General features: G+C 65.8%; 21 protein-coding genes. 12 read left to right on the forward strand and 9 right to left on the reverse strand.

Annotated features, from left to right (window positions below):
• Nucleotides 1-3: 3 nt before the first annotated feature.
• The 7 genes from ABQF30_RS14745 to ABQF30_RS14775 are packed head-to-tail and all read left to right on the forward strand — an operon-like array spanning nucleotide 4 to nucleotide 7,294.
• Nucleotides 4-1,647, forward strand: a complete 1,644-nt coding sequence (locus ABQF30_RS14745) for a virulence factor Mce family protein (RefSeq protein ID WP_448464866.1) — start codon at nucleotides 4-6, stop codon at nucleotides 1,645-1,647.
• A complete protein-coding gene (locus ABQF30_RS14750; protein WP_448464868.1) occupies nucleotides 1,647-2,801 on the forward strand; it encodes a virulence factor Mce family protein in 1,155 nt (384 codons plus the stop codon). The genes ABQF30_RS14745 and ABQF30_RS14750 overlap by 1 nt, the downstream gene beginning before the upstream one ends.
• A gap of 3 nt (nucleotides 2,802-2,804) precedes the next feature.
• Complete coding sequence (locus ABQF30_RS14755; RefSeq protein ID WP_448464870.1) at nucleotides 2,805-4,361, forward strand: MCE family protein; 1,557 nt, start codon at nucleotides 2,805-2,807, stop codon at nucleotides 4,359-4,361.
• Complete coding sequence (locus ABQF30_RS14760; RefSeq protein ID WP_448464872.1) at nucleotides 4,331-4,939, forward strand: Rv1363c family protein; 609 nt, start codon at nucleotides 4,331-4,333, stop codon at nucleotides 4,937-4,939. Before ABQF30_RS14755 ends, ABQF30_RS14760 begins: the two co-directional genes overlap by 31 nt.
• Nucleotides 4,936-5,904 carry an RDD family protein gene (locus tag ABQF30_RS14765; RefSeq protein WP_448464874.1) on the forward strand — a complete coding sequence of 323 codons (969 nt, stop codon included), beginning with the start codon at nucleotides 4,936-4,938 and terminating at the stop codon, nucleotides 5,902-5,904. Before ABQF30_RS14760 ends, ABQF30_RS14765 begins: the two co-directional genes overlap by 4 nt.
• Complete coding sequence (locus ABQF30_RS14770; protein ID WP_448464876.1) at nucleotides 5,901-6,452, forward strand: Rv1363c family protein; 552 nt, start codon at nucleotides 5,901-5,903, stop codon at nucleotides 6,450-6,452. The genes ABQF30_RS14765 and ABQF30_RS14770 overlap by 4 nt, the downstream gene beginning before the upstream one ends.
• Nucleotides 6,419-7,294 carry a mammalian cell entry protein gene (locus tag ABQF30_RS14775; protein ID WP_448464878.1) on the forward strand — a complete coding sequence of 292 codons (876 nt, stop codon included), beginning with the start codon at nucleotides 6,419-6,421 and terminating at the stop codon, nucleotides 7,292-7,294. The genes ABQF30_RS14770 and ABQF30_RS14775 overlap by 34 nt, the downstream gene beginning before the upstream one ends.
• Nucleotides 7,295-7,304: 10 nt before the next feature.
• Here ABQF30_RS14775 and ABQF30_RS14780 read toward each other — a convergent pair whose 3' ends face one another.
• A complete protein-coding gene (locus tag ABQF30_RS14780) occupies nucleotides 7,305-8,885 on the reverse strand; it encodes an HNH endonuclease signature motif containing protein (protein WP_448464880.1) in 1,581 nt (526 codons plus the stop codon).
• A 108-nt stretch (nucleotides 8,886-8,993) separates the two neighbouring features.
• On the opposite strand from ABQF30_RS14780, the gene ABQF30_RS14785 reads away from it, so the two are divergent.
• From ABQF30_RS14785 to ABQF30_RS14795, 3 genes are read left to right on the forward strand one after another with little or no spacing between them, the layout of a single operon-like run.
• On the forward strand, nucleotides 8,994-9,833 hold the full coding sequence (locus ABQF30_RS14785; protein ID WP_448464882.1) for an SDR family NAD(P)-dependent oxidoreductase: 840 nt from the start codon (nucleotides 8,994-8,996) through the stop codon (nucleotides 9,831-9,833).
• A gap of 19 nt (nucleotides 9,834-9,852) precedes the next feature.
• Nucleotides 9,853-10,467, forward strand: a complete 615-nt coding sequence (locus tag ABQF30_RS14790) for a TetR/AcrR family transcriptional regulator (RefSeq protein ID WP_448464884.1) — start codon at nucleotides 9,853-9,855, stop codon at nucleotides 10,465-10,467.
• 17 nt (nucleotides 10,468-10,484) lie between these two features.
• Nucleotides 10,485-12,032 carry a carotenoid oxygenase family protein gene (locus ABQF30_RS14795; protein WP_448464886.1) on the forward strand — a complete coding sequence of 516 codons (1,548 nt, stop codon included), beginning with the start codon at nucleotides 10,485-10,487 and terminating at the stop codon, nucleotides 12,030-12,032.
• Here ABQF30_RS14795 and ABQF30_RS14800 read toward each other — a convergent pair.
• Nucleotides 12,029-14,104 carry an acyltransferase family protein gene (locus ABQF30_RS14800; protein WP_448464992.1) on the reverse strand — a complete coding sequence of 692 codons (2,076 nt, stop codon included), beginning with the start codon at nucleotides 14,102-14,104 and terminating at the stop codon, nucleotides 12,029-12,031. The two genes, ABQF30_RS14795 and ABQF30_RS14800, sit on opposite strands and share 4 nt — an antisense overlap.
• A 132-nt stretch (nucleotides 14,105-14,236) precedes the next feature.
• Here ABQF30_RS14800 and ABQF30_RS14805 point away from each other — a divergent pair, with 132 nt between their 5' ends.
• On the forward strand, nucleotides 14,237-14,614 hold the full coding sequence (locus ABQF30_RS14805) for a guanyl-specific ribonuclease (protein ID WP_448464888.1): 378 nt from the start codon (nucleotides 14,237-14,239) through the stop codon (nucleotides 14,612-14,614).
• On the forward strand, nucleotides 14,611-14,889 hold the full coding sequence (locus ABQF30_RS14810) for a barstar family protein (RefSeq protein WP_448464890.1): 279 nt from the start codon (nucleotides 14,611-14,613) through the stop codon (nucleotides 14,887-14,889). Before ABQF30_RS14805 ends, ABQF30_RS14810 begins: the two co-directional genes overlap by 4 nt.
• Nucleotides 14,890-14,892: 3 nt before the next feature.
• Here the strand turns inward: ABQF30_RS14810 and ABQF30_RS14815 are convergent, their stop codons facing one another.
• The 7 genes from ABQF30_RS14815 to ABQF30_RS14845 all read right to left on the reverse strand — a co-directional run bounded on the left by ABQF30_RS14815 (nucleotide 14,893) and on the right by ABQF30_RS14845 (nucleotide 21,908).
• Nucleotides 14,893-15,972 carry a phosphodiester glycosidase family protein gene (locus ABQF30_RS14815; protein WP_448464892.1) on the reverse strand — a complete coding sequence of 360 codons (1,080 nt, stop codon included), beginning with the start codon at nucleotides 15,970-15,972 and terminating at the stop codon, nucleotides 14,893-14,895.
• Nucleotides 15,973-16,052: 80 nt separating this feature from the next.
• Complete coding sequence (locus ABQF30_RS14820; RefSeq protein ID WP_448464894.1) at nucleotides 16,053-18,416, reverse strand: ATP-binding cassette domain-containing protein; 2,364 nt, start codon at nucleotides 18,414-18,416, stop codon at nucleotides 16,053-16,055.
• Nucleotides 18,417-18,803, reverse strand: a complete 387-nt coding sequence (locus ABQF30_RS14825) for a VOC family protein (RefSeq protein ID WP_448464994.1) — start codon at nucleotides 18,801-18,803, stop codon at nucleotides 18,417-18,419.
• Between the two features lie 38 nt (nucleotides 18,804-18,841).
• On the reverse strand, nucleotides 18,842-19,276 hold the full coding sequence (locus tag ABQF30_RS14830; protein WP_448464896.1) for a helix-turn-helix transcriptional regulator: 435 nt from the start codon (nucleotides 19,274-19,276) through the stop codon (nucleotides 18,842-18,844).
• A 19-nt stretch (nucleotides 19,277-19,295) separates the two neighbouring features.
• Nucleotides 19,296-20,063, reverse strand: a complete 768-nt coding sequence (locus ABQF30_RS14835; protein WP_448464898.1) for a DUF1906 domain-containing protein — start codon at nucleotides 20,061-20,063, stop codon at nucleotides 19,296-19,298.
• 79 nt (nucleotides 20,064-20,142) lie between these two features.
• Complete coding sequence (surE, locus tag ABQF30_RS14840; protein ID WP_448464996.1) at nucleotides 20,143-20,931, reverse strand: 5'/3'-nucleotidase SurE; 789 nt, start codon at nucleotides 20,929-20,931, stop codon at nucleotides 20,143-20,145.
• Nucleotides 20,928-21,908, reverse strand: a complete 981-nt coding sequence (locus tag ABQF30_RS14845) for a 1-phosphofructokinase family hexose kinase (RefSeq protein WP_448464900.1) — start codon at nucleotides 21,906-21,908, stop codon at nucleotides 20,928-20,930. Before ABQF30_RS14845 ends, surE begins: the two co-directional genes overlap by 4 nt.
• Nucleotides 21,909-21,927 lie beyond the last annotated feature (19 nt).

Here is a 21,927-nt window from a genome sequence, read left to right on the forward strand (position 1 = left end):
GCTATGTCAACGATCTTCAACATTCGGAACATCAAGTTGCCGCACATGTCGCGGGTGGCCGTGATCCTCGGCGCATTGGCTGTGGTGGCGGCTCTGGTAGCCGGGTATGTGGGCTACAACCTGTACAGGAAGCTGACCAACACCACGGTCACCGCGTACTTCCCCGAGGTGCTTGCGCTGTATCCAGGCGACAAGGTCCTCATCATGGGTGTGCGGGTCGGCGCGATCGATTCGATCGAGACCGCGGGCGACAAGATGAAAGTGGTCTTCCACTTCAACAACAAGTACAAGGTGCCCGCCGACGCGTCCGCCTCCGTGCTGAACCCCAGCCTGGTCGCCTCGCGCGTCGTCCAGCTGTCGCCGCCATACACCGGTGGACCGCGGATGGAGGACGGTGCGGTCATCCCGATGGAGCGCACCCAGATCCCGATCGAGTACGACCAACTGCGCAACGAGGTCACTCGCCTGCTGGCCGATCTGGGCCCGACCCCTGAGCAGCCCAAGGGGCCGTTCGGCGACATCATCGATTCGTTCGCTTACGGCCTGGAAGGCAAGGGCGATCAGATCAACCGGACCCTCAACGGGTTGTCGGAAGCGCTGACCACCCTCAACGAGGGCCGCGGCGATTTCTTCGCGGTGGTGAAGAGCCTGGCACTGTTCGTCAACGCGCTGTACAAGAGCGATCAGCAGTTCGTGGCGCTCAACGACGATCTGGCCCAGTTCACCAACTCGTTCACCAACACCGATCAGGAGTTGGCAACGGCGCTGCAGGATCTGAATCGAGTCCTCAAGACCACGCGTGAATTTCTGGACGAAAACGGTGGCGTCCTCACCGAGGACGTCAACAATCTCGCGGAAGCGACCACGGCGATCCTGCAGCCGGAACCACGCAACGGTCTGGAGACCGGTCTGCACGCCTACCCGAACCTGGCCGCCAACGTCTTGAACATCGTGGCGCCCAACCAGGGTGGCATCATCGGCCTGCCGGTGCTGCCCGGCGTGACCAACTTCTCGAATCCACTGCAGTTCATCTGCAGCTCCATCCAGGCCGGCAGCCGGTTGGGTTACCAGGATTCCGCGGAGCTGTGCGCGCAGTACCTGGCACCGATCCTGGATGCGATCAAGTTCAACTACCTGCCGTTCGGCATGAACTTGGCCAGCACCGCGATGACGTTGCCCAAGCAGATCGCCTACTCCGAGAAGCGGCTGCAGCCGCCGCCGGGTTACAAGGACACCACCGTTCCCGGCATCTGGTCGCGCGACACGTTGTTCTCGCACGGCAACCACGAACCCGGCTGGGTGGTGGCACCCGGCATGCAGGGGGTCCAGGTGCAGCCGTTCACGAAGAACATGCTGACTCCGGAGTCGCTGGCCGAGTTGATGGGTGGCCCAGACATCGTCCCGCCGGCAGCCCCACCGGCGTTCGGGGTTCCGCCCGGTGGCCAGCTGCCCGGACCGCCGAACGCGTACGACGAGCGAAATCCGTTGCCGCCGCCGTGGTATCCGCAGCCCGGTCCGCCACCGGCCCCGGCACCAGGAGTCATCCCGGGTGACCCGCTGAACGCCCCTGCGGCACCCGCCCCTGCGGCCCCGGCCGCCCCGGCGCCTCCGGGACCGCCGCTGCCCGCCGAAGCAGGAGCTCCGTGATGAAGATTCATAAGCTGAGTCGCGTCGGTCGCCGCTTGGCGGCACTGGCCGCGGCGGCGCTCGTGTTGACCTCGTGCGGTCAGTGGCGCGGCGTGGCCAACGTGCCGCTGCCGGGTGGGCCGGGCACTGAGTCCGGCAGCACCACGCTGTACGTGCAGATGCCGGAGACATTGGCGCTCAACGCCAACAGCCGGGTGCGGGTGCGCGACGTGTTCGTCGGCCGGGTCCGCAAGATCGAGCTGATCAACTGGGTGCCGACCCTGACCCTCGATCTCCAGCCGGGTATCGAACTGCCGAAGAACACGCTGGCGAAGATCGGCCAGACCAGCCTGCTGGGGTCCCAGCATGTGGAGCTCAATCCGCCGGAGGACGATCCCTCCGCCGAGATGCTTCGCAGCGGGGACACCATCCCGTTGGCGCAGTCCTCGGCCTACCCGACGATCGAGCGGACGCTGGCGGGTATCTCCGGCATCCTGACCGGCGGTGGCATTCCGAACATCGAAGTCATCCAGACCGAGGTGTTCAACATCCTCGACGGCCGCGCCGGCCAGATCAGGGAATTCCTGAATCGGCTCGACACGTTCACCGCGGAGCTCAACGCGCAGCGCGGTGAAATCACTCGAGCCATCGATTCGACCAATCGGTTGCTGAACATCGTGGCGCAGCGCAACGACACGCTGGACCGGGTGCTGACCGAGTTCCCGCCGCTGATCCAGCATTTCGCGGAGACCCGGGATCTGTTCGCCGATGCGGTGACCGCGCTCGGTCGGTTGTCCGACGCGGCCGACGAAACGTTGTCGAACACGAACGCGAATCTGCACACCAACCTGCAGAACCTGCAACGGCCGCTCAAGCAGCTGAGCCGGGCCGCCCCGTATCTGGTGGGCGCTCTCAAGCTCATCCTGACCGTGCCGTTCAACATCGACAACATCCCGAAAGCGGTTCGTGGTGACTTCATCAACGTGTCGTTGAAGCTGGACCTCACGCTGAGCTCGGTCGACAACGCGTTCCTGTCCGGAACCGGTGTGTCGGGCATGCTGCGGGCGCTTGAACAGGCCTGGGGTCGTGATCCGAACACGATGATCCCGGACGTCCGGTTCACGCCGAATCCACACAACGCGCCCGGTGGTCCGCTGGTGGAAAGGGGGGAGTGAGACATGCTGCTGACCCGCTTCATCAAGATGCAGCTCGTCATCTTCCTGACGCTGACCCTGGTGGCGCTGATCGTGCTGGCGCTGTTCTACCTGCGGTTGCCGACGGCGGCCGGGATCGGGATGTACAAGCTCACCGCCGAGTTGCCGAACTCGGCCGGCTTGTACGCGACCGCCAACGTCACCTACCGGGGCACCACGATCGGCAAGGTGACCTCGGTGGAGCCCACCGAAAAAGGCGCCAGGGTCGAGATGAACATCTACGACCAGTACAAGATCCCGGTCGACGCGAGCGCCGACGTCCATTCGGTGTCGGCGGTCGGCGAGCAGTTCCTCGACCTGAAGTCGGAGGGCGAGTCCAACCAGTTCTTCAGCGACGGGCAGACCATCACGAAAGGCACGGTGCCCGCCGAGGTCGGTCCGGCGCTGGACGCGGCCCAGCACGGGCTGGCCGTGCTGCCCAAGGAGCAGATCGGAACGCTGCTCGACGAGGCCGCCAAGGCCTTCGGCGGCTTGGGCCCGTCGCTGCAGCGCCTCGTTGATTCGACGCAGGCGATCGCCGGCGATTTCAAGGAGAACATCGACCCGGTCAACGACATCATCGAGAATTCCGCACCGCTCATCGAAAGTCAGGTGAACTCCGGCGACGCGATATCCCGTTGGTCGGCGAACCTGAACACGCTGGCCGCTCAGAGCGCGCAGAACGATGAGGCGCTGCGGGGTGGTTTGCAGCAGGCGGCCCCGACCGCTGACCAGCTGAACGCGGTGTTCGGTGACGTGCGGGAGTCGCTGCCGCAGACGCTGGCAAACCTCGAGATCGTCATCGACATGCTCAAGCGCTACAACAAGAACGTCGAGCAGGTTTTGGTGGCGCTGCCGCAGGGTGGCGCGGTCGCCCAAACCGCGACGATCTTCGCGCCTGAAGGTCTCTTGCACTTCGGTCTCGGTATCAACTCCCCGCCGCCGTGCCTGACGGGCTTCCTGCCCGCGTCGGAATGGCGTTCGCCCGCAGACACTTCCACGCGCCCACTGCCGGAAGGTCTCTACTGCAAGATCCCGAAGGATGCGCCGAACGCGGTCCGCGGCGCCCGCAACTACCCGTGTGCCGACGTGCCGGGAAAACGGGCGGCCACTCCGATCGAGTGCCGCAGCGAGGAACTGTACGAGCCGATGGGGACCAACCCGTGGTACGGCGATCCGAACCAGGTGCGGAACTGCCCGGCTCCCGGTGCGCGCTGTGATCAGCCGGTCGATCCGGGTCGGGTGATTCCCGCCCCGTCGATCAACAATGGGCTGAACCCGCTGCCGGCGAGTCAGCTGCCGCCTCCCGAGGTGTCTTCCGGACCTACCAGCGACCCGCTGACCGCGCCGCGCGGCGGCAGTGTCACTTGCAGTGGACAACAACCCAACCCCTGCATCTACACTCCGGGAGCAGGTACGACAGCTACCTATAGCCCATCCAGCGGCGAGGTGGTCGGTCCCGGCGGTGTGAAGTACTCCGTCACCAACTCGAATAACCCAGGAGATGACGGATGGAAGGAGATGCTGGCGCCAGCCAGCTGAACCTCACCGATCAGCAGGAACCGGAGCAAACCCAACCTCAGGCCGAGGAGTCCGCGGAGCACGCACAGGAGGAGCGCCCATCCCGGCTAGGCCGGGGTTGGATGTCCGCCATTTGCGCGGGGTTGCTGGTTCTGGCCGCTGCAGCGGGCGTCGGTGGGTATTTCGCTGTGCGCGCGCATTCGGCCAGTGCACAGATCGCCAATGAGGAGACCGCGGCCCTGCAGGCGGCCAAGGACTGCGTGACGGCTACCCATGCGCCGGACGTCCAGGCGATGATCGAGGCCCAGACCAAGATCATTGAGTGTGCGACCGGTGACTTCGGGACACAGGCCGGGCTGTACAGCGGCGTGCTGTTGGACGCCTACCAGGCGGCCAACGTGACCGTGAAGGTGTCCGACCTGCGCGCCGCCGTGGAGAAGCACAACGACGATGGCTCGATGGACCTTCTCGTCGCCGTACGGGTGCTCGTGACCAACAGCGAGAAAACCGACGAAGAGCAGGGTTATCGACTCCGGGTGAAGATGGCGCCCGAGGACGGCACGTACAAAGTGGCGAGACTCGATCAGGTCACGTCGTGACTGCTGTACTGGAAGCCACCGATTCGACGATCGCAGCCGACACACCGGATGCGCCGTTGGCGTCGTGGGCGGCTCGAGCCGGGGCGTTCGCGATCGACGTGCTGCCCGGAGTCGGGGCGATCACAACATTGGCGCTCTTGGCCTGGTCGGCTCCACTGCGTAGCTGGCTGTGGTGGGTCTACTGTGCGGCGGCCATTTTGGTGACGGTCGCGATACTGGTCAACCGGGTGCTGCTTCCCGCGACCAAGGGTTGGTCAGTGGGCCGCGCGGTGTTCGGCATCCGGGCGGTGACGCGCGACGGCAACGCGGGACTGCTCCGCCTGCTGCTGCGCGAATTGGCGCACCTGTTGGATACCGCCGCGGTGTTCGTCGGCTGGCTGTGGCCGTTGTGGGATCGACGTAACCGGACGTTCGCCGACCTGCTGTCACGAACCGAGGTGCAACGCGTCGAGGCACCCGAGAACAATGTGCGGCGCCGGGCCGGGGTCCTGCTGGTGTCGGTTGCCGCGGTGTGCGCGCTCGCAGCGGGCCTGGGTTACCTCACAATCTACCGGCAGGATCAGGCTGTCAGCCAGGCGCGTGAACAGATCGCCGGCGATGGCCCGCGGATCGTCGAGCAGCTGTTGAGCTACGGAATCGATTCGTTCGATGAGGATTTCGCCAGGGCACAGTCGCTTGCCACGGAAAACTACCGCCCACAGGTGGTCGCCCAGCAGGATGCGGTACGCAAGGCGGGGCCGACCAACAACGAGTACTGGGCGGTGAGCAGTGCAGTGCTACCAGGGGCGACAGAATCCGAAGCCGCCATGCTGCTGGCGATGCAGGGGCAACGTGGCGTCAACCCCCAGGATTTGAAGTTCATCACCGCGACGGTGCGGGCGGACTTCCGAAAGTCCGACGGCCAGTGGCGGGTCGACAATCTGACCGTGCTGAAGAAGCCGCAGATGAACGGGGCAGGGCAGTGAGTCCGCGGCGCAAGGTCGACGCTTCCGAGCGCGATTACTTTGCGGTCGAGCCCAAACCACCGAGGCGGTGGGGCTTGCCGCTCGTGGCGATGTTGTCGGCGTTGCTCATCGCGGCGGCGATGGCGGGCAGCACCTTCATAGTGGTGAAGCACGAGTCCGATCGTCGTACGGAGGCCAAGAACGCCGCCGCGCTGGGATACGTGCGCGAGTTCATGACTACCTACACGTCGATAGATCCCTTCCACGCCAACGACTACGCGGAGCGCATCCTGGCGCACGCCACCGGCGACTTCCGGAAGATGTTCCAGGAGAAGCAAAACGAGATCGTCGTCCAGGTGGCCCGCGCCGAACCGACGGCAGGCACGGTCTTGGAGGCGGGTATCCAACGCTGGAACGACAACGGCAGCGCCGATGTTCTGATCGCCGCCAAGACCAACACCCGGTTGCCGGACGGTAAAACCACAATCGAGAGCGGAAGCCGTTGGGTGGCAACGACGATCCGGGAAGGACAACAGTGGAAGATCAGCCAACTGATTCAGGTGATCTGACCACCGATCAGCCGGAGGAGCCGCAGGGCGTCGCGGACGCTGTCGCGCCGCCGGCGGCCGAGAAGCAACGTCGCCGTAGGCGTTTCCCGTGGCGGCGCGGTGCGGAACAATCGGCCGAGGAGGAGGCCTCGGCTGAGGTCGCACGCGACGAACCGTCCCCCGAAGCCCGTCCCAAGCGCACGCCGGTGGGTAAGGGCCAACGGACTGCGGCTGTTGAGCCCGAGACAGAGCCCGAGCAAGAGCCCGAAGTCGAAGCGGTCGAGCCCGAGGCCGAGGTCGAGCCTGAAGTCGAGGACGAGCCTCAGCCAGCCTTCGTTCCCCATCGCCCGGCGGGGAAGCGGCTGACCTATGCGGCGGTCGGTGCTGCGGCGGTGTTCGTGGCTGCGGGGGCGTTCGCGGGTGCCACGGTGCAGCCTTACCTGGCGGATCGAGCCCTGGTGGACACGAAACTTCAAGTGGCGCAAACATCTGCCGACGCCATCACCACGTTGTGGACATACACGCCGGACAACATCGAGTCGTTGCCGGATCGGGCAGAGCGGTTCCTGTCCAATGACTTCGCCACCGAGTATCGGACGTTCATCGACTCCATCGTGCCGTCCAACAAGCAGGCGCAGATCACCAACATGACACAGGTGGTCGGTACGGCGGTCGAGAGCATCAGCCCGACCGACGCCACGGCTATCGTCTACACCAACTCGGTGTCGACCAGTCCGGTGACCAAGAACGTTCCGTCGTTGCGGTACTTGTCTTACCGGCTGTCGTTGACGCGCGCTGACGGGGACTGGCGCATCACTCAGATGCCTGCGCTGACCCAATTGGATCTGTCACCGCAGTTGTAGCCGCACGGCCCTAAAAGGGTGGTGGTGCGTTGCATTGGGCGACGAAGTCGTCGTTGAGTTTGCGTTCGGCGGTGATGCGTCGGGTGGTGTTTTCGGCTCGGGTGTGGCGGCGTTTGGGCATCATCACGGTGCGGTCGCCGGTGCTTGCGGGTACCGGGTGGGGCAGGTTGAGGGTGCCGGTGGGTGTGGCGAGTGATGGGATGAGTAGCGCGCCGCCGGGCGTGGTGGTGTATTCGTGGCCGGTGGGAGCTGTCCAGATCACGGTACCGTCGGGCAGTTGACGGTCCCGCCAACCGTTCTTGCCGATCCAGAACGTTTTGAGCAGATGGTGAGTTCTGCAGAGGCACTTCAGGTTTGACGCATGGGTGCAACCCCATGGGTAGGGCACGGTGTGGTCGATATCGCAGCGGTCGGCGGGTTTGTCGCAGTGCGGATACCGGCAGGTCAGGTCGCGGCAGCGGACGAAGTCGGCCAACGCCCGCGACGGGACATAGCCGGGTTCCGGTGGTGCGTCCCCGGGGTGCACGATGCTGCGTAGCGTGGCCCGCGGCAGGATCTCGGCCAGGGCATGCGCGGGAAGGATTCCACCGCCGATGATGACCGCCGGCGGCGCCGAGACACGGTCGTCGGTCTCGCCGGACACCGCTGGCTCCACGACAGCTGGCGCCGGGGCCGGCGCACGGTCGTTGGTCTCGCCGGACGCGGCCGGTTCCACGGCAGCAGCCGCCGGCACACGGTCGTCGGTGTCCGAAGATCGTGCTGCGTCGACGGTTTCGGGGGTGACGACGATGTTGACGACCAGGTTCTTGTCGGGGCCGGCGGGTCGGGTGCCGGTGCAGTCTTCCCGGCCACACAGACAGGCCAGGTCCCGGAACGCGGCGATCGCCCCCAGCGCATCGGAGCGGCGGACAGCCAGGGGGCGCGGATCATGCGGGCAGACCGAGTTGACCATTTCGGCGACCCGCTCCTCGAGCAGCGCCCCGTCACTGGCCAGCAACCGCCCGAACAGGCTGGCCGTTCCGGGCTCATCGGTCGGCGAGCCGATCTCCAGATAGCGTTGCCGCGACGCGGCATTGGCTTTCCGCAAAGCCCCGGGATCATGGGTGACCACCAGGGCGTCGATGGCGCGGATCGTGGCGGCCACCGACCAGGTACCCCAGCGCCCCACCTGCTCGGCGAGTTCGGTGTCGATGCGGCCCAACGCGTCGCGATCCTGGATCAGATAGGTACGCCAGATGACCGCAGCCGCCAGGTCCGCGCTGATCGCCCCGGCCGCCAACAACGCCGCCACCTGCGGGACCCGATCGCGCAACGCCACCCCGTCGCGGGCCTGGGTCAGCGCCGCCCATTGACTGATGCCCTGGGCGGCACCGAGTTCGGCGCCCACCGCAGCGCACGGATCCACCCACCACAATTCGCGGTCCTGGGCTGTGGGGGTACCGGTGCGGCGGATGAACAACTCGGCCATCGCCGCGAGCTTGCGCGCCGCCGCGGCCGCCTCAGCCTGCGCCCAGCCTCGGACCGTGTCGATCAGCGTGGCGTCATCGGCCCCCGCCAACTCGGCAATCTCCGCCAGCGACCCATCGAACATGCTTTCGAACCTACCCCCACCCACCGACACGCCACCCCACCAATCGACCACCTGTGGATGAACCACAGACTGGGGATAACTCCGCATCGGAGCAGTACCCTCGCGTCTATGCCTTCAGTTCTCGTCACCGGGGCCGCCCGCGGAATCGGTAAGTCGATCGTCGAATACCTGGCCGCGACCGGTTGGGATGTGATCGCCGGCGTCCGGTCAGACGCCGACGCGGCCGCAGTGGCAGCGTTGAACCCGGAACGAATCTCGACGGTGATTCTCGACGTCACCGATGCCGAGCACATCGCGGCCTTGCCGGATGCGCTGCCGCCCCGCTTGGACGCCGTCGTGAACAATGCGGGCATCGTGGTGGCCGGCGCGATCGAGGCGCTAGGTGCCGACGATTGGCGTAAACAATTGGACGTCAACGTGATCGGGCAGTTCGCGGTCACCCAGGCGGTGCTGCCGAAACTGCGGGAATCGCGTGGCCGGGTGGTCTTCGTCTCGAGCGTCAACGGACGGATGTCCGTGCCGCTGTTGGGGGCATACGCGGCCTCGAAGTTCGCGTTGGAAGCGGGCGCGGATGCGCTGCGTATCGAGTTGCGTTCCTGGGGCATTCGGGTGGCAGTGGTGGAACCAGCCCAGACCGACACCGATATGTGGCGTACTGCCGACGATATGGTGATCCAGACAGAAGCCGCAATGTCGCCGGAGCATCGCACGCTGTATGCCAAGCACATTGCGGGGATGAAGAAATTCGTCCCAATGGCGCGGAAGATGGCAGTGCCGACGTCGAAGGTGGTCGCTGTGGTCGAGGAGGCGCTGACGGCGCGTCGACCACGCGCCCGCTACATCGTCGGCCTGGGTAACAAGGCGCAGGTCGCTCTGATGACGAATATGCCTGCGGTGCTACGCGATCGAGTACTAGCCAAGGTCGCCGGCGTCCCGCGTCGGCCGTGAGGGCAAGTTGGCCAAGCGCATGGGTTCAGTTGCACGTGGACGTGGAAGACCAGCTGGTCCTGGCGTTGACGTAGAACAGCGGCGCTCGGACCTGCTCGACGCCGCCGAGCGGGCGATCCGTGCCAACGGGCCCGACGTGGGTATCGCCGAGGTCGCCGGTGAGGCGGGGTTCGGTCGGTCAGCGGTGTACGCGGTATTCCCGAACAGGGCCGCGATTCTGTCGGCACTCAGCCAGCGTCAAGCGGGTCGACTGCTCACTGAGATCACCAAACGTGCTGACGGCTCAACGGATTTGCGCCGCCGGATGTCGCTGTTCTTCGACGTCATCTGCAAGTGGATGCAGGAAGAGCCCAACCTGTACCGCGCGTTGAATGTGCACGAACATCTGGCAGGCGCGGTGGAGGCGATGCTCACCGCGTCCCTCGCCGCCGGCGGGGCCGCCACCGCGCCCGCGGCACCGTGGGCCCGCGCCATCGTCGGGTCGGCCACAGTCGCGGCGGAGTGGTGGATTCGCAACTCGTCGATGCCGCGTGCGGAGCTCGTCGAGCATCTGACCAGATTGTGCTGGGACGGCGGCTCTGCACTGCCGTTCACGCCGTTCGATGTCGCAGCTATTGACATACAGCAGCCATAAAAGACACTATGTCTTTTATGGCTGCTCCGGTGTCACCTGTCGTACAAGCACCATCGCGCTATTGGGAAGACGTGCCGGGTGAATTCGACCTAGCCGTCACCGAGATCACCGGGAAGCTCCCCGAGGGCTTGACAGGCACCTTGTACCGCAACGGGTCTGGGCGGTGGAACGTCGGCCGGTCGCGGGTCGACAGCTTGTTCGACGCCGACGGCATGGTGACCGCGTTCGCAATCGACCGGGACGGCGTGCGCTTCAAGAACCGATTTGTCCGCACACAGCACTACCTGCGCACCACGGCGGCCGGCGCAATGGTACAAAGGGGATTCGCCTACCAGCGTCCAGGAGGCTTGCGAACGAACGCATTTCGCCAACCGGCCAACACCGCCAACACCAACGTCCTCATCGGCGACGAGCAGCTTCTCGCGCTGTGGGAGGGTGGGCGACCGCACGGGATGGATCTCGACACTCTCAACACGATCGGCATGTGCAGCCTCGACGGCGTGCTCAAGGGTCCGGTCGGTGCGTACTCGGCGCACTACACCTTCGACCCGGTGCAGGATTCGAAGGTCAACTTCGGCTTCGAACCGTACTTTCCCCGTATCGATCTGCGGCATGTCCGCGATGCGCCGAACCGATCGGAACGGATCCGGCGGCTGCGGGAGTTGGCCGGCGAAGCCGTTCCACGAGTGCGGCTTCGCCTGTACGAAACCGACAGCCGTGGCACCACCCGGTACGTGCGTGCGGTCCCGCTGCCAGGGATGGGCCTGATCCACGACATGGCGTTGACCACCCGCTACGCCGTCTTCCTGGTCAGTCCGCTGCGGATCAACCCATGGGCGGTGCTGGGGCATCGATCCTATTGGGACGCCATAGAATTCAAGGCCGAGGAACCTGCGTACTTCGTTCTCGCCCCACGAGACGGTGGGCGGATTCGTGTGATCGAGACCGATCCGTTCTACATGTGGCACTACGCCAACGCCTACGACGACGGTTCTGACGTCGTCATCGAACTGCCACGCTTTGCCCCAGAGACCTTCGCTGGTATGCACGCCTGGTCCTCGGACACCCGCACGGATCTTGCTCGGGTGTATGACGGCGTCGCATCGGACGATGCGCCAAATGCCGTACGAATGACCCGGTTCCGCATCACCGCAGCCGACCGTGTCCATGCTGAGCCACTGGCCGAGCTCGGGTGTGAGTTCCCGCAGATCGACCAACGTCGCTCGACCCAACCCCACCGGGCGACCTACGTGACTGTGCCCAGCGACGGCGAGGGAAGTGGCGAGGGGATCGGCCGTTTCGACCACACCACAGGCACAGTTCAGACGTACTGTCCGCCCGGCAACAAACTCGTCGAACCGATCTTTGTCCCCAAGCCGGGCACCACTACCGAAGACGACGGCTGGATCCTGACGGTCGGATACGACGAATCCCAACATCGCAGCCGGCTGATGGTGTTCGATGCCCCGCACATTGACACGGGCCCGATTGCCGAGTGCTGGCTGCCTTTCCATCTGCCGATGAGCTACCACGGTGCATTCACCACAAGGGTGGCGGCGCTCTAGTTCCGGGCCAATGCACTGCGCGCCAGCTCGCCGAGGATCGGTGACATGAGCCGTGCGTACTCGGCGGTGATGTGGTTGTCGTCGAAGAACACCAGGGTGTTGCCGACGATGACCGGGCACCTTTGATCGGTGCAGAAGAACTCGCTCAGGTTCACGTACTGGCCGCCCCCGGCCTGCACGGCCGCGGTCTCGGCAGCGATGCCGTTGTCGTTCATCGCGATTGACCGTTCCGGTGAGCAGGCGAGCACGTCGTCCATGTGTGCTGACAGGCAGGTCGGTACGGTGGAATGCGGATCCGGAACCGGGCCCAGCACCAACACCCGCGCACCCGTCCCACGCAGCTGGGACACCAGCCGAGTCAGCCCGTCCAACCAGGCGGGGTCGTAGCTCACGAAGCCGAAATCCGCGCCGTAGCGGCGCACCATGTCCAGCACGATCAGCGCTGGACGGTCCTTCTCGACTTGCGCCAGCACCTCGGCTCGCCACTGTTTGCACTCGCTGAACTCCCGGCCAAGATACGGGCTCACGATCGGCAGTTTCATCAACGGACAGGTGACCTTGGACCGCGTTTCCAGGCGCCAACCCTGTTGTTGAGCAATCGGTTCCAGTGCAGGTTGCCACATCGCCGCGTGCGAGTCACCGAGCAGTGCAACGGTCGTGGCCGACCCGGTGTCTCCGGAAGCGCACTCAGGCTGCGTGACGTCTTTCCAAGACAGCACACAACCATTGACGAAAGGCTCCGGCTCGGCGATATTGTCCAGCGCCGGTGACAGATTCGACGGCACCGCCCGCAACTCGGCCGAGGCCTCGACCGCCGCGCGCAGCTGTTCCCGCGGGGTAAGTGCCCGCGGTGCGGCTGAGGGCGGTGCCGCAACAGAAGCCACCGGCACCGCCGCGGGTCCGGAACCGGTCGGCACCGGCCGGACGACCAGGAGCGCCAACCCGGCACACACCGCCACCCCGGTGGCGATGCCTCCCACCGCCAGGCTGCGCCACGCCGAGGCCCGCAACGCCGCCGCGAACCGAGCCGGGTTCTCGATCAGATGCAGGGTCAGGATCGCCAGCCCGAGTGACACCACCACCATCGCCAGCCGACCCGCCAAATTCAGTTCGGTACCGAACAATGCAGGCGCCAACAGCAATACCGGCCAGTGCCAGAGGTACCACGAGTAGGACAGCCGGCCGATCGCGCGCATCACCGGATTCGACAGCAGTCGCCCCACCCCGAGTTCGGGCGTCGCGCAACCTGCCCCGATCACCAGGGCAGTGCCGAGCACCGGGATTAACGCCGCGGTTCCCGGATACGGCGTCGCCGCACCGATCTGTGTGCAGGTCACCAGGATCAGGGCCACGCCACCCCAACCGACGATGGCGGCACACACCGGCGGAAGGTTGCGCCAGTTCGCCGCCGTCAACGCGATCAGGCCGCCAACGGCCAACTCCCATGCCCGGGTCGGCAACGAAAAGAACGCCCAGGCCGGCAATGACTGCGTCCATATCAGCGACAGCGCCAACGAAAGCCCGGCCACTCCCAGCAAGACACCCGCGTACGGCGCGGCTGACCGGTGACTGCGGCCGGTTCGGGTCAGCACCCACGCGATGCCCAGGATCAGCGCGGGCCACAGTAGATAAAACTGCTCCTCGACGCCGAGCGACCAGTAATGCTGCAGCGGTGAGGGAGCGTCCGCCGCGAGATAGTCGGTGCCCTCGACGGCGAACCGGTAGTTGCCGAGGTACAACGCGCCGGCGATCGTGTCGCCCAGCACTTTGCGTGCCTGCAACGGCGGCAGCAGCACAGCCGCCGCCACAGAGGTCGCAACCAGCACCACCGCGGCGGCCGGTAGCAGTCGCCGGGCCCGTGCGGCGTAGAACGACGCCAAGTGCACGGTGCCGGTGCCCGACGCCTCGCGCCACAGCAGGCCGGTGATGAGAAAGCCGGAGACGACGAAGAACACGTCGACGCCGATGAATCCGCCACTCAAGCCGGGCACGCCGGCGTGGTACAACACCACTGCCAGCACCGCCAGTGCGCGCAGTCCTTCGATATCGGGGCGAAACTGCTTGCGGGACAGAGCTTCCTCGCCGCTCGCGGAGGTGTCGCGGCGAGGTGGGACATGCGAGAGTGCGGTAACTCTGTTCACTCGAGTAACGATGGTCCCACGAGAACCTGCGGTGGTCGGGGATTTGTTGCTAGCGTCGTGCCGATGCGGAGGTTCAGGGCGGTCGTCGCGGCGGCGTCGCTGTTTGCTTTCGTCGTCGGCTGCACCGCCGACACCAAGACCGAAGACGGAAGCTGCCGCCTGGACAGCCTGCCGCCGCAGGTCGCCGAGACCATCGAGCTCATCGAATCACGCGGCCCGTTTCCCCATCCGCGCAACGACGGCGTGGTGTTCGGCAACTTCGAAGGGGAGCTGCCGAAGCACCAGCGCGGCTACTACCACGAGTACACGGTGCCGACACCTGGCCTGAACCATCGCGGCACTCGGCGCATCGTGACCGGCGGGACGCCGCTGGACAACCCACCCGAGTACTACTACACCGATGATCACTACGAATCGTTCTGCCTGATCGGAGGCATGTGAAGACGTACCGGATCGACGGGGACAACGTTGGGTCGAAGGCGGATTTCTTCACCGAGATCGGCCGTGCGGTCAACGGCGACGACGGCTATTTCGGGTCGAACCTCGATGCGCTCGCGGACTGCCTGCGCGGGGGCTTCGGCACGCCGGACGATGGCTACTACCGATTCGTCATGACCTCGTACAAGCGGGTCAAGGCCGCGCTCGGAGATGAAGCGTGGAGCACCTTGTTGTACATCTTCACGAGCGAAGGCGTCGACCTCTGGTTGGAGAGCTGAGCGTCAGCTGAAGGCGAGCCAACTGGGCAGCGCGCGCTCGCGCGAATCGCACAGCACCTGTCGGGTATCGCAATTGCCTCTCGGCGACCCGGCGCCGCTCCACATGCCTCCGGTGTCACGCCGCAACACGATCGCCGAGGAGCCGCCACCGTCCAGCAACACGGCGTTGTCAGCGCCCAGCGCGCGGAACAGATCCTGCATGTTGTCCGGCGTGTAGTTGCCGCCCTGGAAGACGAAGAGCTGGTCGTTGGCGCGGTTATAGCCGAGCGCGGTGCGCGCTGCACTGGGGCCGGGGTCGTTGAGCTGACCGGTTTCGCCCGGTGCCAGAAGGCCGATCCCGGCCACCGCCACGAATCGGGACCCGCGGTCGAGTAGCCGCTGGATCTCCGGCGAGGCCGCGTCGTAGTCGTTGTCGCCCTTGGGCATCACGACGTAGGGTGCGCCGCCGACCGGAAGGATCATGGTGGCCAGTGCCGCCCAATGTTCGTTACCGCCGGACAAGCCTTGCTTGCCGGCATAGGCCAGCGTGCCGGTCACCGGGACGTTGGCCCGGCCCTGGCCGCGGGTGTTGTCCACGTAGGCACCCAGGGGCGAGCTGCATTTGGTATCCCGCCACGATCCACCCTTCTGACCGCGTACGTCGAAGAAGTTGGCATTGACCGCAACGATCGGCTGGCCCAACACATGCCACGCATTAAGGGGCGCATAGGTTTCCGACGCCTGCCAGAGCCCTTCGCCGGTGCGGGCACCCGGAGTGCGTTCGCAGCGCGACTGATAACCCTGGTGGCTGTCCACCAGCAGCCGCGGGTGGAGCCGTGTCGACGCGTTCTTGATGGTCATCAGGTGACCACCGTTGTTCAGCGTGTATGCACGGCCGTCCGCGGCGAGGAATGGCGCGGCGAACTGTCCGCCGAAGTTGTAGACGAGGTAGGACCCCTTGGTGTTGGCGATCGCGCCCAGCAGCAATGCGTTGGCGTCCTCGCCCCTGGCGACGGGAGATCCTGTGGTGCCCAGCGCAGCACACAGCGCGAACGTGGCAGCACCCGCTACCGCACGCTGAATGACCTTTGCCAGACCAGGCACGAATTACACAATAACCACACAGATAACTCTGTCAACATTCGTAACAGCAGGGTCACGATTGGGTACCGGACGTGTCGAAGTTAGCTGGTGACGTAACCTGCCAGGTGCTCGCCGGTAAGGGTTGAGCGCTTGGCAACGAGATCGGCGGGGGTGCCTTCGAATACGACCCGGCCACCGTCATGTCCGGCGCCTGGGCCCAGGTCGATGATCCAGTCGGCATGTGCCATGACCGCCTGGTGGTGTTCGATGACGATCACCGACTTGCCGGAGTCGACCAGTCGGTCGAGCAAGGCGAGGAGCTGCTCGACATCGGCCAGGTGCAGGCCGGTGGTCGGCTCGTCGAGGATGTACACCCGGCCATCATCGGACGCCTTGTCGCTCAACCGCGCGGCCAGTTTGAGCCGCTGGCGCTCGCCGCCCGACAGCGTGGTCAGCGGCTGACCGAGCGTCAGATAACCCAGCCCGACATCGGACATCCGGTCCAGAATCTTTTGGGCCGCTGGTACTTTCGCGTCGTCGCCGAAGAACTCCACGGCTTCGGCGACCGGCATCGCCAAGACCTCGGCGATATCCCTGCCGCCCAGCGTGTACTCCAGCACCGACGCCTGGAAGCGCTTGCCTTCGCATTCCTCACAGGTGGATTCCACGGTGGCCATCACACCCAGTTCGGTGTAGATCACACCGGCCCCGTTGCAGGTGGGGCACGCCCCTTCGGAATTGGAGCTGAACAGCGCCGGTTTCACGCCGTTGGCCTTGGCGAAGGCCTTACGGATCGGCTCGAGCAGCCCGGTGTAGGTCGCCGGATTGCTGCGCCGTGAGCCGCGGATCGGGCTCTGGTCGACCGAGACCACCCCGTCCCGCCCGGCCACCGAGCCGTCGATCAGTGAGCTCTTACCGGAGCCGGCGACGCCGGTGATGACCACCAGCACGCCCAGCGGGATGTCCACGTCGACGTTCTGCAGATTGTGCGTACTGGCCGCACGGATCTCCAACGCGCCGTCGGGTTCTCGCACGGCCTCTTTCAGCGCGGCCCGGTCGTCCAGATGGCGGCCGGTGATGGTGTCGCTCGTACGCAGACCCTCCACAGAGCCCTCGAAAACCACCTCGCCACCCGCGGTGCCGGCGCCCGGTCCGAGATCGACGACGTGGTCGGCGATCGCGATGGTCTCCGGCTTGTGCTCCACGACCAGCACGGTGTTGCCCTTGTCCCGCAGTTTCAGTAGCAGGTTGTTCATCCGCGCGATGTCGTGCGGGTGCAGGCCGATGGTCGGCTCGTCGAACACGTACGTGACATCGGTGAGTGCCGACCCGAGATGACGGATCATCTTGACGCGCTGCGCCTCTCCGCCCGACAGCGTGCCTGCCGGGCGGTCCAGGGACAGATAGCCGAGCCCGATCTCGACGAACGAATCCAAGGTGTGCTGCAGAGACGTAAGGAGCGGGGCCACTGACGGCTCCTTGAGTGAGCCGATCCAGGCCGCCAGGTCGGTGATCTGCATGGCGCAGGCGTCGGCGATGTTGACGCCGTTGATCTTCGACGATCGGGCCAACTCGGACAGTCGGGTGCCGTCGCAGTCCGGGCAGGTGGTGAACGTGACTGCCCGCTCCACGAACGCACGGATGTGCGGCTGCATCGCCTCGACGTCCTTGGACAGGAACGACTTCTGGATCTGCGGGATCAACCCCAGATAGGTGAGATTGACCCCGTCGATCTTGAGCTTCGTCGCCTCCTTGTGCAACAGGGCGTCGAGTTCGGACTTGGTGAACTTGTTGATCGGCTTGTCGGGGTCGAAGAAGCCGCAGCCGTTGAAGATTCGGCCGTACCAGCCATCCATGCTGAAACCCGGGATGGTCAGCGCACCCTCGTTGAGCGACTTGCTGTCGTCGTACAGTGCGGTCAGGTCGATGTCGTTGACCGCACCGCGGCCCTCACAGCGCGGGCACATTCCGCCGACAACGTTGAAGTCCCGCCGCTCCTTGACGGTTCTGCCGCCCCTCTCGAACGTCACCGCACCCGCTCCACTGACGGAGGCGACGTTGAACGAGAATGCCTGGGGCGATCCGATGTGCGGTTTGCCCAAGCGGCTGAACAGGATTCGCAGCATGGCGCCGGTATCGGTGGCAGTGCCGACGGTGGAGCGCGGATCGGCACCCATGCGCTGCTGATCGACGATGATCGCCGTCGTCAGCCCCTCGAGCACGTCGACCTCGGGCCGCGCTAGGTTCGGCATGAAGCCCTGCACGAAGGCGCTGTACGTCTCGTTGATGAGGCGTTGGGACTCCGCGGCGATCGTGTCGAACACCAGCGAACTCTTGCCCGAACCGGAGACACCGGTGAACACCGTGAGCCGGCGCTTCGGCAGCTCGATGTTGACGTCCTTGAGGTTGTTCTCGCGGGCGCCGGTCACCCGGATCAGGTCGTGAGTGTCGGCGGCATGTGGCATCTAGCGCAACTCCTGGATACGGATCATGTTGCCCGCGGGGTCGCGAAGCGCACAGTCGCGAACGCCGTACGGCTGCTCGGTGGGCTCCTGAACGACCTCGACGTCACGGGCCTGGACGCGCTCGAAGGTACCGTCAAGATCTTTGGTGGCCAGCAACAGTGTGCCGAAGGTGCCCTTGGCCATCATCTCGGAGATGACGCGACGCTCGTCATCGGTGAGACCGGGCGTTGCGGTCGGCGGGTATAAGACGACGGCGGTGTCGGGCTGGTTGGGCGGACCGATCGTGATCCAGCGCATCTTGTCCTTGCCGACATCGAGGCGAACCTCGAAGCCGAGGACGTCGCGATAGAACGCGAGGGATTCTTCCGGATCGTCGAGCGGCAACATGCTGGAGTGAATGGTGATGTCGGTGTTTTTCACGGAGTTCACGCTAGGTGCAGCCCGACGGCGGGCGCTTCTCGATTCCTGACCGGTCTGGTCACGTGTTTCTCCATGCATGACGGCAGGCCGTCAGAGACTCCCGCCGTCTGCTCCCGGTACACGCTGGGTGGCATGCCGACCAACTCGCTGAAGCGGGTGCTGAAGGTGCCGAGCGAGGAACAGCCGACCGCGAAGCAGACCTCGGTGACGGACATGTCGCCGCGGCGCAGCAGGGCCATGGCGCGCTCGATGCGGCGCGTCATCAGATACGAGTACGGCGACTCGCCGTAGGCCATCTTGAATTGCCGGGACAGATGTCCGGCCGACATGTTGGCGCCGAGCGCCAATGCCTCGACGTTCAGTGGCTGCGCGTACTCCCGGTCGATCCGGTCGCGGACCCGGCGCAGCAGCTTGAGATCGCGCAGCTGTTGGTCGGCCACATCGGCGATCGTACGTACCTCACGGATGCAGGTTCCATTGGCCGCAATCCTGCGCCAGGACATCGTTGACGTCGACGCGGATTCCGCCGACCACCGGTCCCGGATTCGATGCGGTGTCGATGATGCGCTGATAGAGAACCGCCGCAGGGTAGATCTGACCGCCAGACCAGGACCGGGTCTGCCACGCCCACACGCGGCCGGGCGTGCTCGACCTCCCGATGACCCCATCGGCTGCGGCCCACTGGCACGGTCTGATACCCGCGTAGATGCCGGTGCGTAGCACTCCGATCACCGAGTTGATTCCGCGAAACCACGGCAGCGCAACGTTGTTCCAGGTGTTGCGGTCGATGTCGTCGTCGACGCTGAAGAAGATCGGTGCAGTCCGTCCGCCGCCTGCCGCGGTATGGAGTTGCCAGGCGGTGCGAGCGTCGGCGACGCCGCCGGGGTATCCGCGCGTGAAGTCCGACGGTGCTGTCCCGCCCGGTTTGCCGTACTGATAGTTGCTGACGATCACCAGCCCGTTGGCGGTCAGGTCCCGGGCGTAGGGCAGGGTGATCGGCTTGGCGCCGAAGGATGAGCCTGGACGCGACGTCGAAACGTAGTTGATCACCCCGGAGTGGCCGGCGGCCTTGATATCCCGAGCGGGAATCTGACGCATTGCGAAGTCGATCAGTGTGGGAGCGGCGGCCGACGCCGTGGGCGCGCCTGCACCTGCCGCCGCGCTCAGCCCCGCCAGCGCCGAGACTGCCGTGGCATAGCGCAGAGCCTCGCGCCGGGAAAACTGCACGTCGCGATGTTAACAAAGTGATAGTTGTTAACAGTGGGACCACGCCGGAGTGGCATATCTATTTGAGAGCCGGCGCCGATCAGATGACTCTCAGCCCGCGCCCGGTCTCCAGCCAATGCTGCACCAGCCCGCCGTCGTGCGCGTCGATGGACCGGAGTTGCGTGAGCGTCGGGTGCCCGGCAGCCAGCAGCGCGCTATCGGTGCCCGGCTCGGGTTCCTCGGACATCTCGAACTCGGCCAGCCGTACATCACCACCGCGGACCTCGTCGACGCGCGTTTGCACCGCCCCGCCGCGCGCCAGCCAGGCGTGCCGGATCGGTCCAAGCTCGGCCGCGGGCCGGTCGGGGACGTTGAGGGACAGGACGGTGTTCTCGGGCGCATCGAGGAGCAGTTCCAGCACCGGCGCCAAGAGGCCGGCGGCGGCCTCCCAGTGCCGCTCTCCGGTGGGGTGCAGCGCCACGTCCAGTGACACCGCCAGTGCGCGGGTGTCGCTGATCGAAGCGGTGAGCGCCGCGCCGACAGTGCCCGAATGCAACACGGCCCTACCGATATTCGCGCCGTGATTGATCCCGGACAGGACGAGGTCCGGGCGAGGATCGAACCAGCCGTTGAGCGCGGCGGCGACGATGTGCGCGGGCTGGGCATGCACGGCCCACACTTCCATGCCGTCCAGGGCGGGCAACTCCCGGCGCTCGACAACCGTACGGCCATCCCGGCGGACCGCGCTCAGCGCAGCACTCGCACCACTGGACTGTTCCGCAGGCGCGGCTACGATCACGTCCAGCCCCGCCGCTCGCGCCGCAACGGCCAACGCATGCAGGCCGGCCGAGTCGATTCCGTCGTCGTTGGTCACCAATGCGCGTGCTATTTCCATGGGCGCACCTCGACCCGTTCGGCGAGCGTCTCCACCGCCTGCGCGCCGCCGGTGCCCAAACCGTGGCGCACGACATTGAGCGCCCCGCACGCCGCGCCGATCTGCAACGCCCGTCGTAGCGAACGACCGCTCGCCAGTGCGGCGACCATGCCTGCCGTCATGGAGTCCCCCGCGCCGGCGGGGTCCGCCGGTTCCAACTTCGGCATCTCGACTTCTACGACGGCCCGCTCCTCGTCGAGCAGGGCCAGGGCCGGTTCGGCTCCGGACCGCGACACGACGACCGTGCCTGCGCCCTCGTCGCGCAGAGTGCGCATCGCTGCGACGAGGTCTTCGGCGTCTTCGGACTTCGCCCGGCGGTCGGCGAGCAGTTCTTCGTGGCTCACCTTGATCAGGTCCGGCCGCCCGGCAAGCACCGCCTCGAGCCGCTCACCGGCCAGGTCCGCGGCCACTTTGCACCCGTTGGTACCGAGGTCGCTGGCCAGCCGCCGGTACAGGTCGGCGGGTACCACCCGGTCGTCCTGCGGCCCGGACAGCAGCACCCTGCCGTGCGTCAGACCCTCGGTCAGGGTGAGTTCGTAGAGCGCGTCGAGCTCGTGGCGGTCCAGCGGGCTTCCGGGGCTCTCGGCGACGATCTCTCGGCTGCCCGTGCGGCGGTCGTGAACGTAGGCCCCGTTGCGGGAGCTGACCGGAACGATCCGGACAGTGACATCCTTTGCAGGCAGCAGGTGACCGAGCACGGCGCCGGTCTCCCCGCCAAGCGCGGCACACAGCACGGTCGGCACACCGAGCGAGGACACCATGCGTGACTGCCACACGCCCTGTCCACCGGCGTGGACGTGAATGTCGGCCTCACCCGAGCGGTCCTCCACCGTCACGGTCAGCACGGGCATCGGGGCGAAGATGACAACGCCGTCCGGCCGCTCCGATGTGGCCTCGGTGGGTGTGCGCTCCGGGGTCTGTGTATTAGTCATGGGTGACTGGGTACCCACT

The organism is Mycolicibacterium sp. XJ870 (assembly GCF_053483975.1).

Excerpts from the sequence above, each read along its gene's own strand:
- ABQF30_RS14820 (WP_448464894.1), bottom strand. The coding sequence starts at position 18,416 with ATGCCACATGCCGCCGACACTCACGACCTGATCCGGGTGACCGGCGCC.
- ABQF30_RS14845 (WP_448464900.1), bottom strand. The coding sequence starts at position 21,908 with ATGACTAATACACAGACCCCGGAGCGCACACCCACCGAGGCCACATCG.
- ABQF30_RS14795 (WP_448464886.1), top strand. The coding sequence starts at position 10,485 with ATGGCTGCTCCGGTGTCACCTGTCGTACAAGCACCATCGCGCTATTGG.
- ABQF30_RS14785 (WP_448464882.1), top strand. The coding sequence starts at position 8,994 with ATGCCTTCAGTTCTCGTCACCGGGGCCGCCCGCGGAATCGGTAAGTCG.
- ABQF30_RS14805 (WP_448464888.1), top strand. The coding sequence starts at position 14,237 with ATGCGGAGGTTCAGGGCGGTCGTCGCGGCGGCGTCGCTGTTTGCTTTC.
- ABQF30_RS14760 (WP_448464872.1), top strand. The coding sequence starts at position 4,331 with ATGGAAGGAGATGCTGGCGCCAGCCAGCTGAACCTCACCGATCAGCAG.
- ABQF30_RS14745 (WP_448464866.1), top strand. The coding sequence starts at position 4 with ATGTCAACGATCTTCAACATTCGGAACATCAAGTTGCCGCACATGTCG.
- ABQF30_RS14780 (WP_448464880.1), bottom strand. The coding sequence starts at position 8,885 with ATGTTCGATGGGTCGCTGGCGGAGATTGCCGAGTTGGCGGGGGCCGAT.
- ABQF30_RS14790 (WP_448464884.1), top strand. The coding sequence starts at position 9,853 with ATGGGTTCAGTTGCACGTGGACGTGGAAGACCAGCTGGTCCTGGCGTT.
- ABQF30_RS14755 (WP_448464870.1), top strand. The coding sequence starts at position 2,805 with ATGCTGCTGACCCGCTTCATCAAGATGCAGCTCGTCATCTTCCTGACG.
- ABQF30_RS14825 (WP_448464994.1), bottom strand. The coding sequence starts at position 18,803 with ATGTTGCCGCTCGACGATCCGGAAGAATCCCTCGCGTTCTATCGCGAC.
- ABQF30_RS14750 (WP_448464868.1), top strand. The coding sequence starts at position 1,647 with ATGAAGATTCATAAGCTGAGTCGCGTCGGTCGCCGCTTGGCGGCACTG.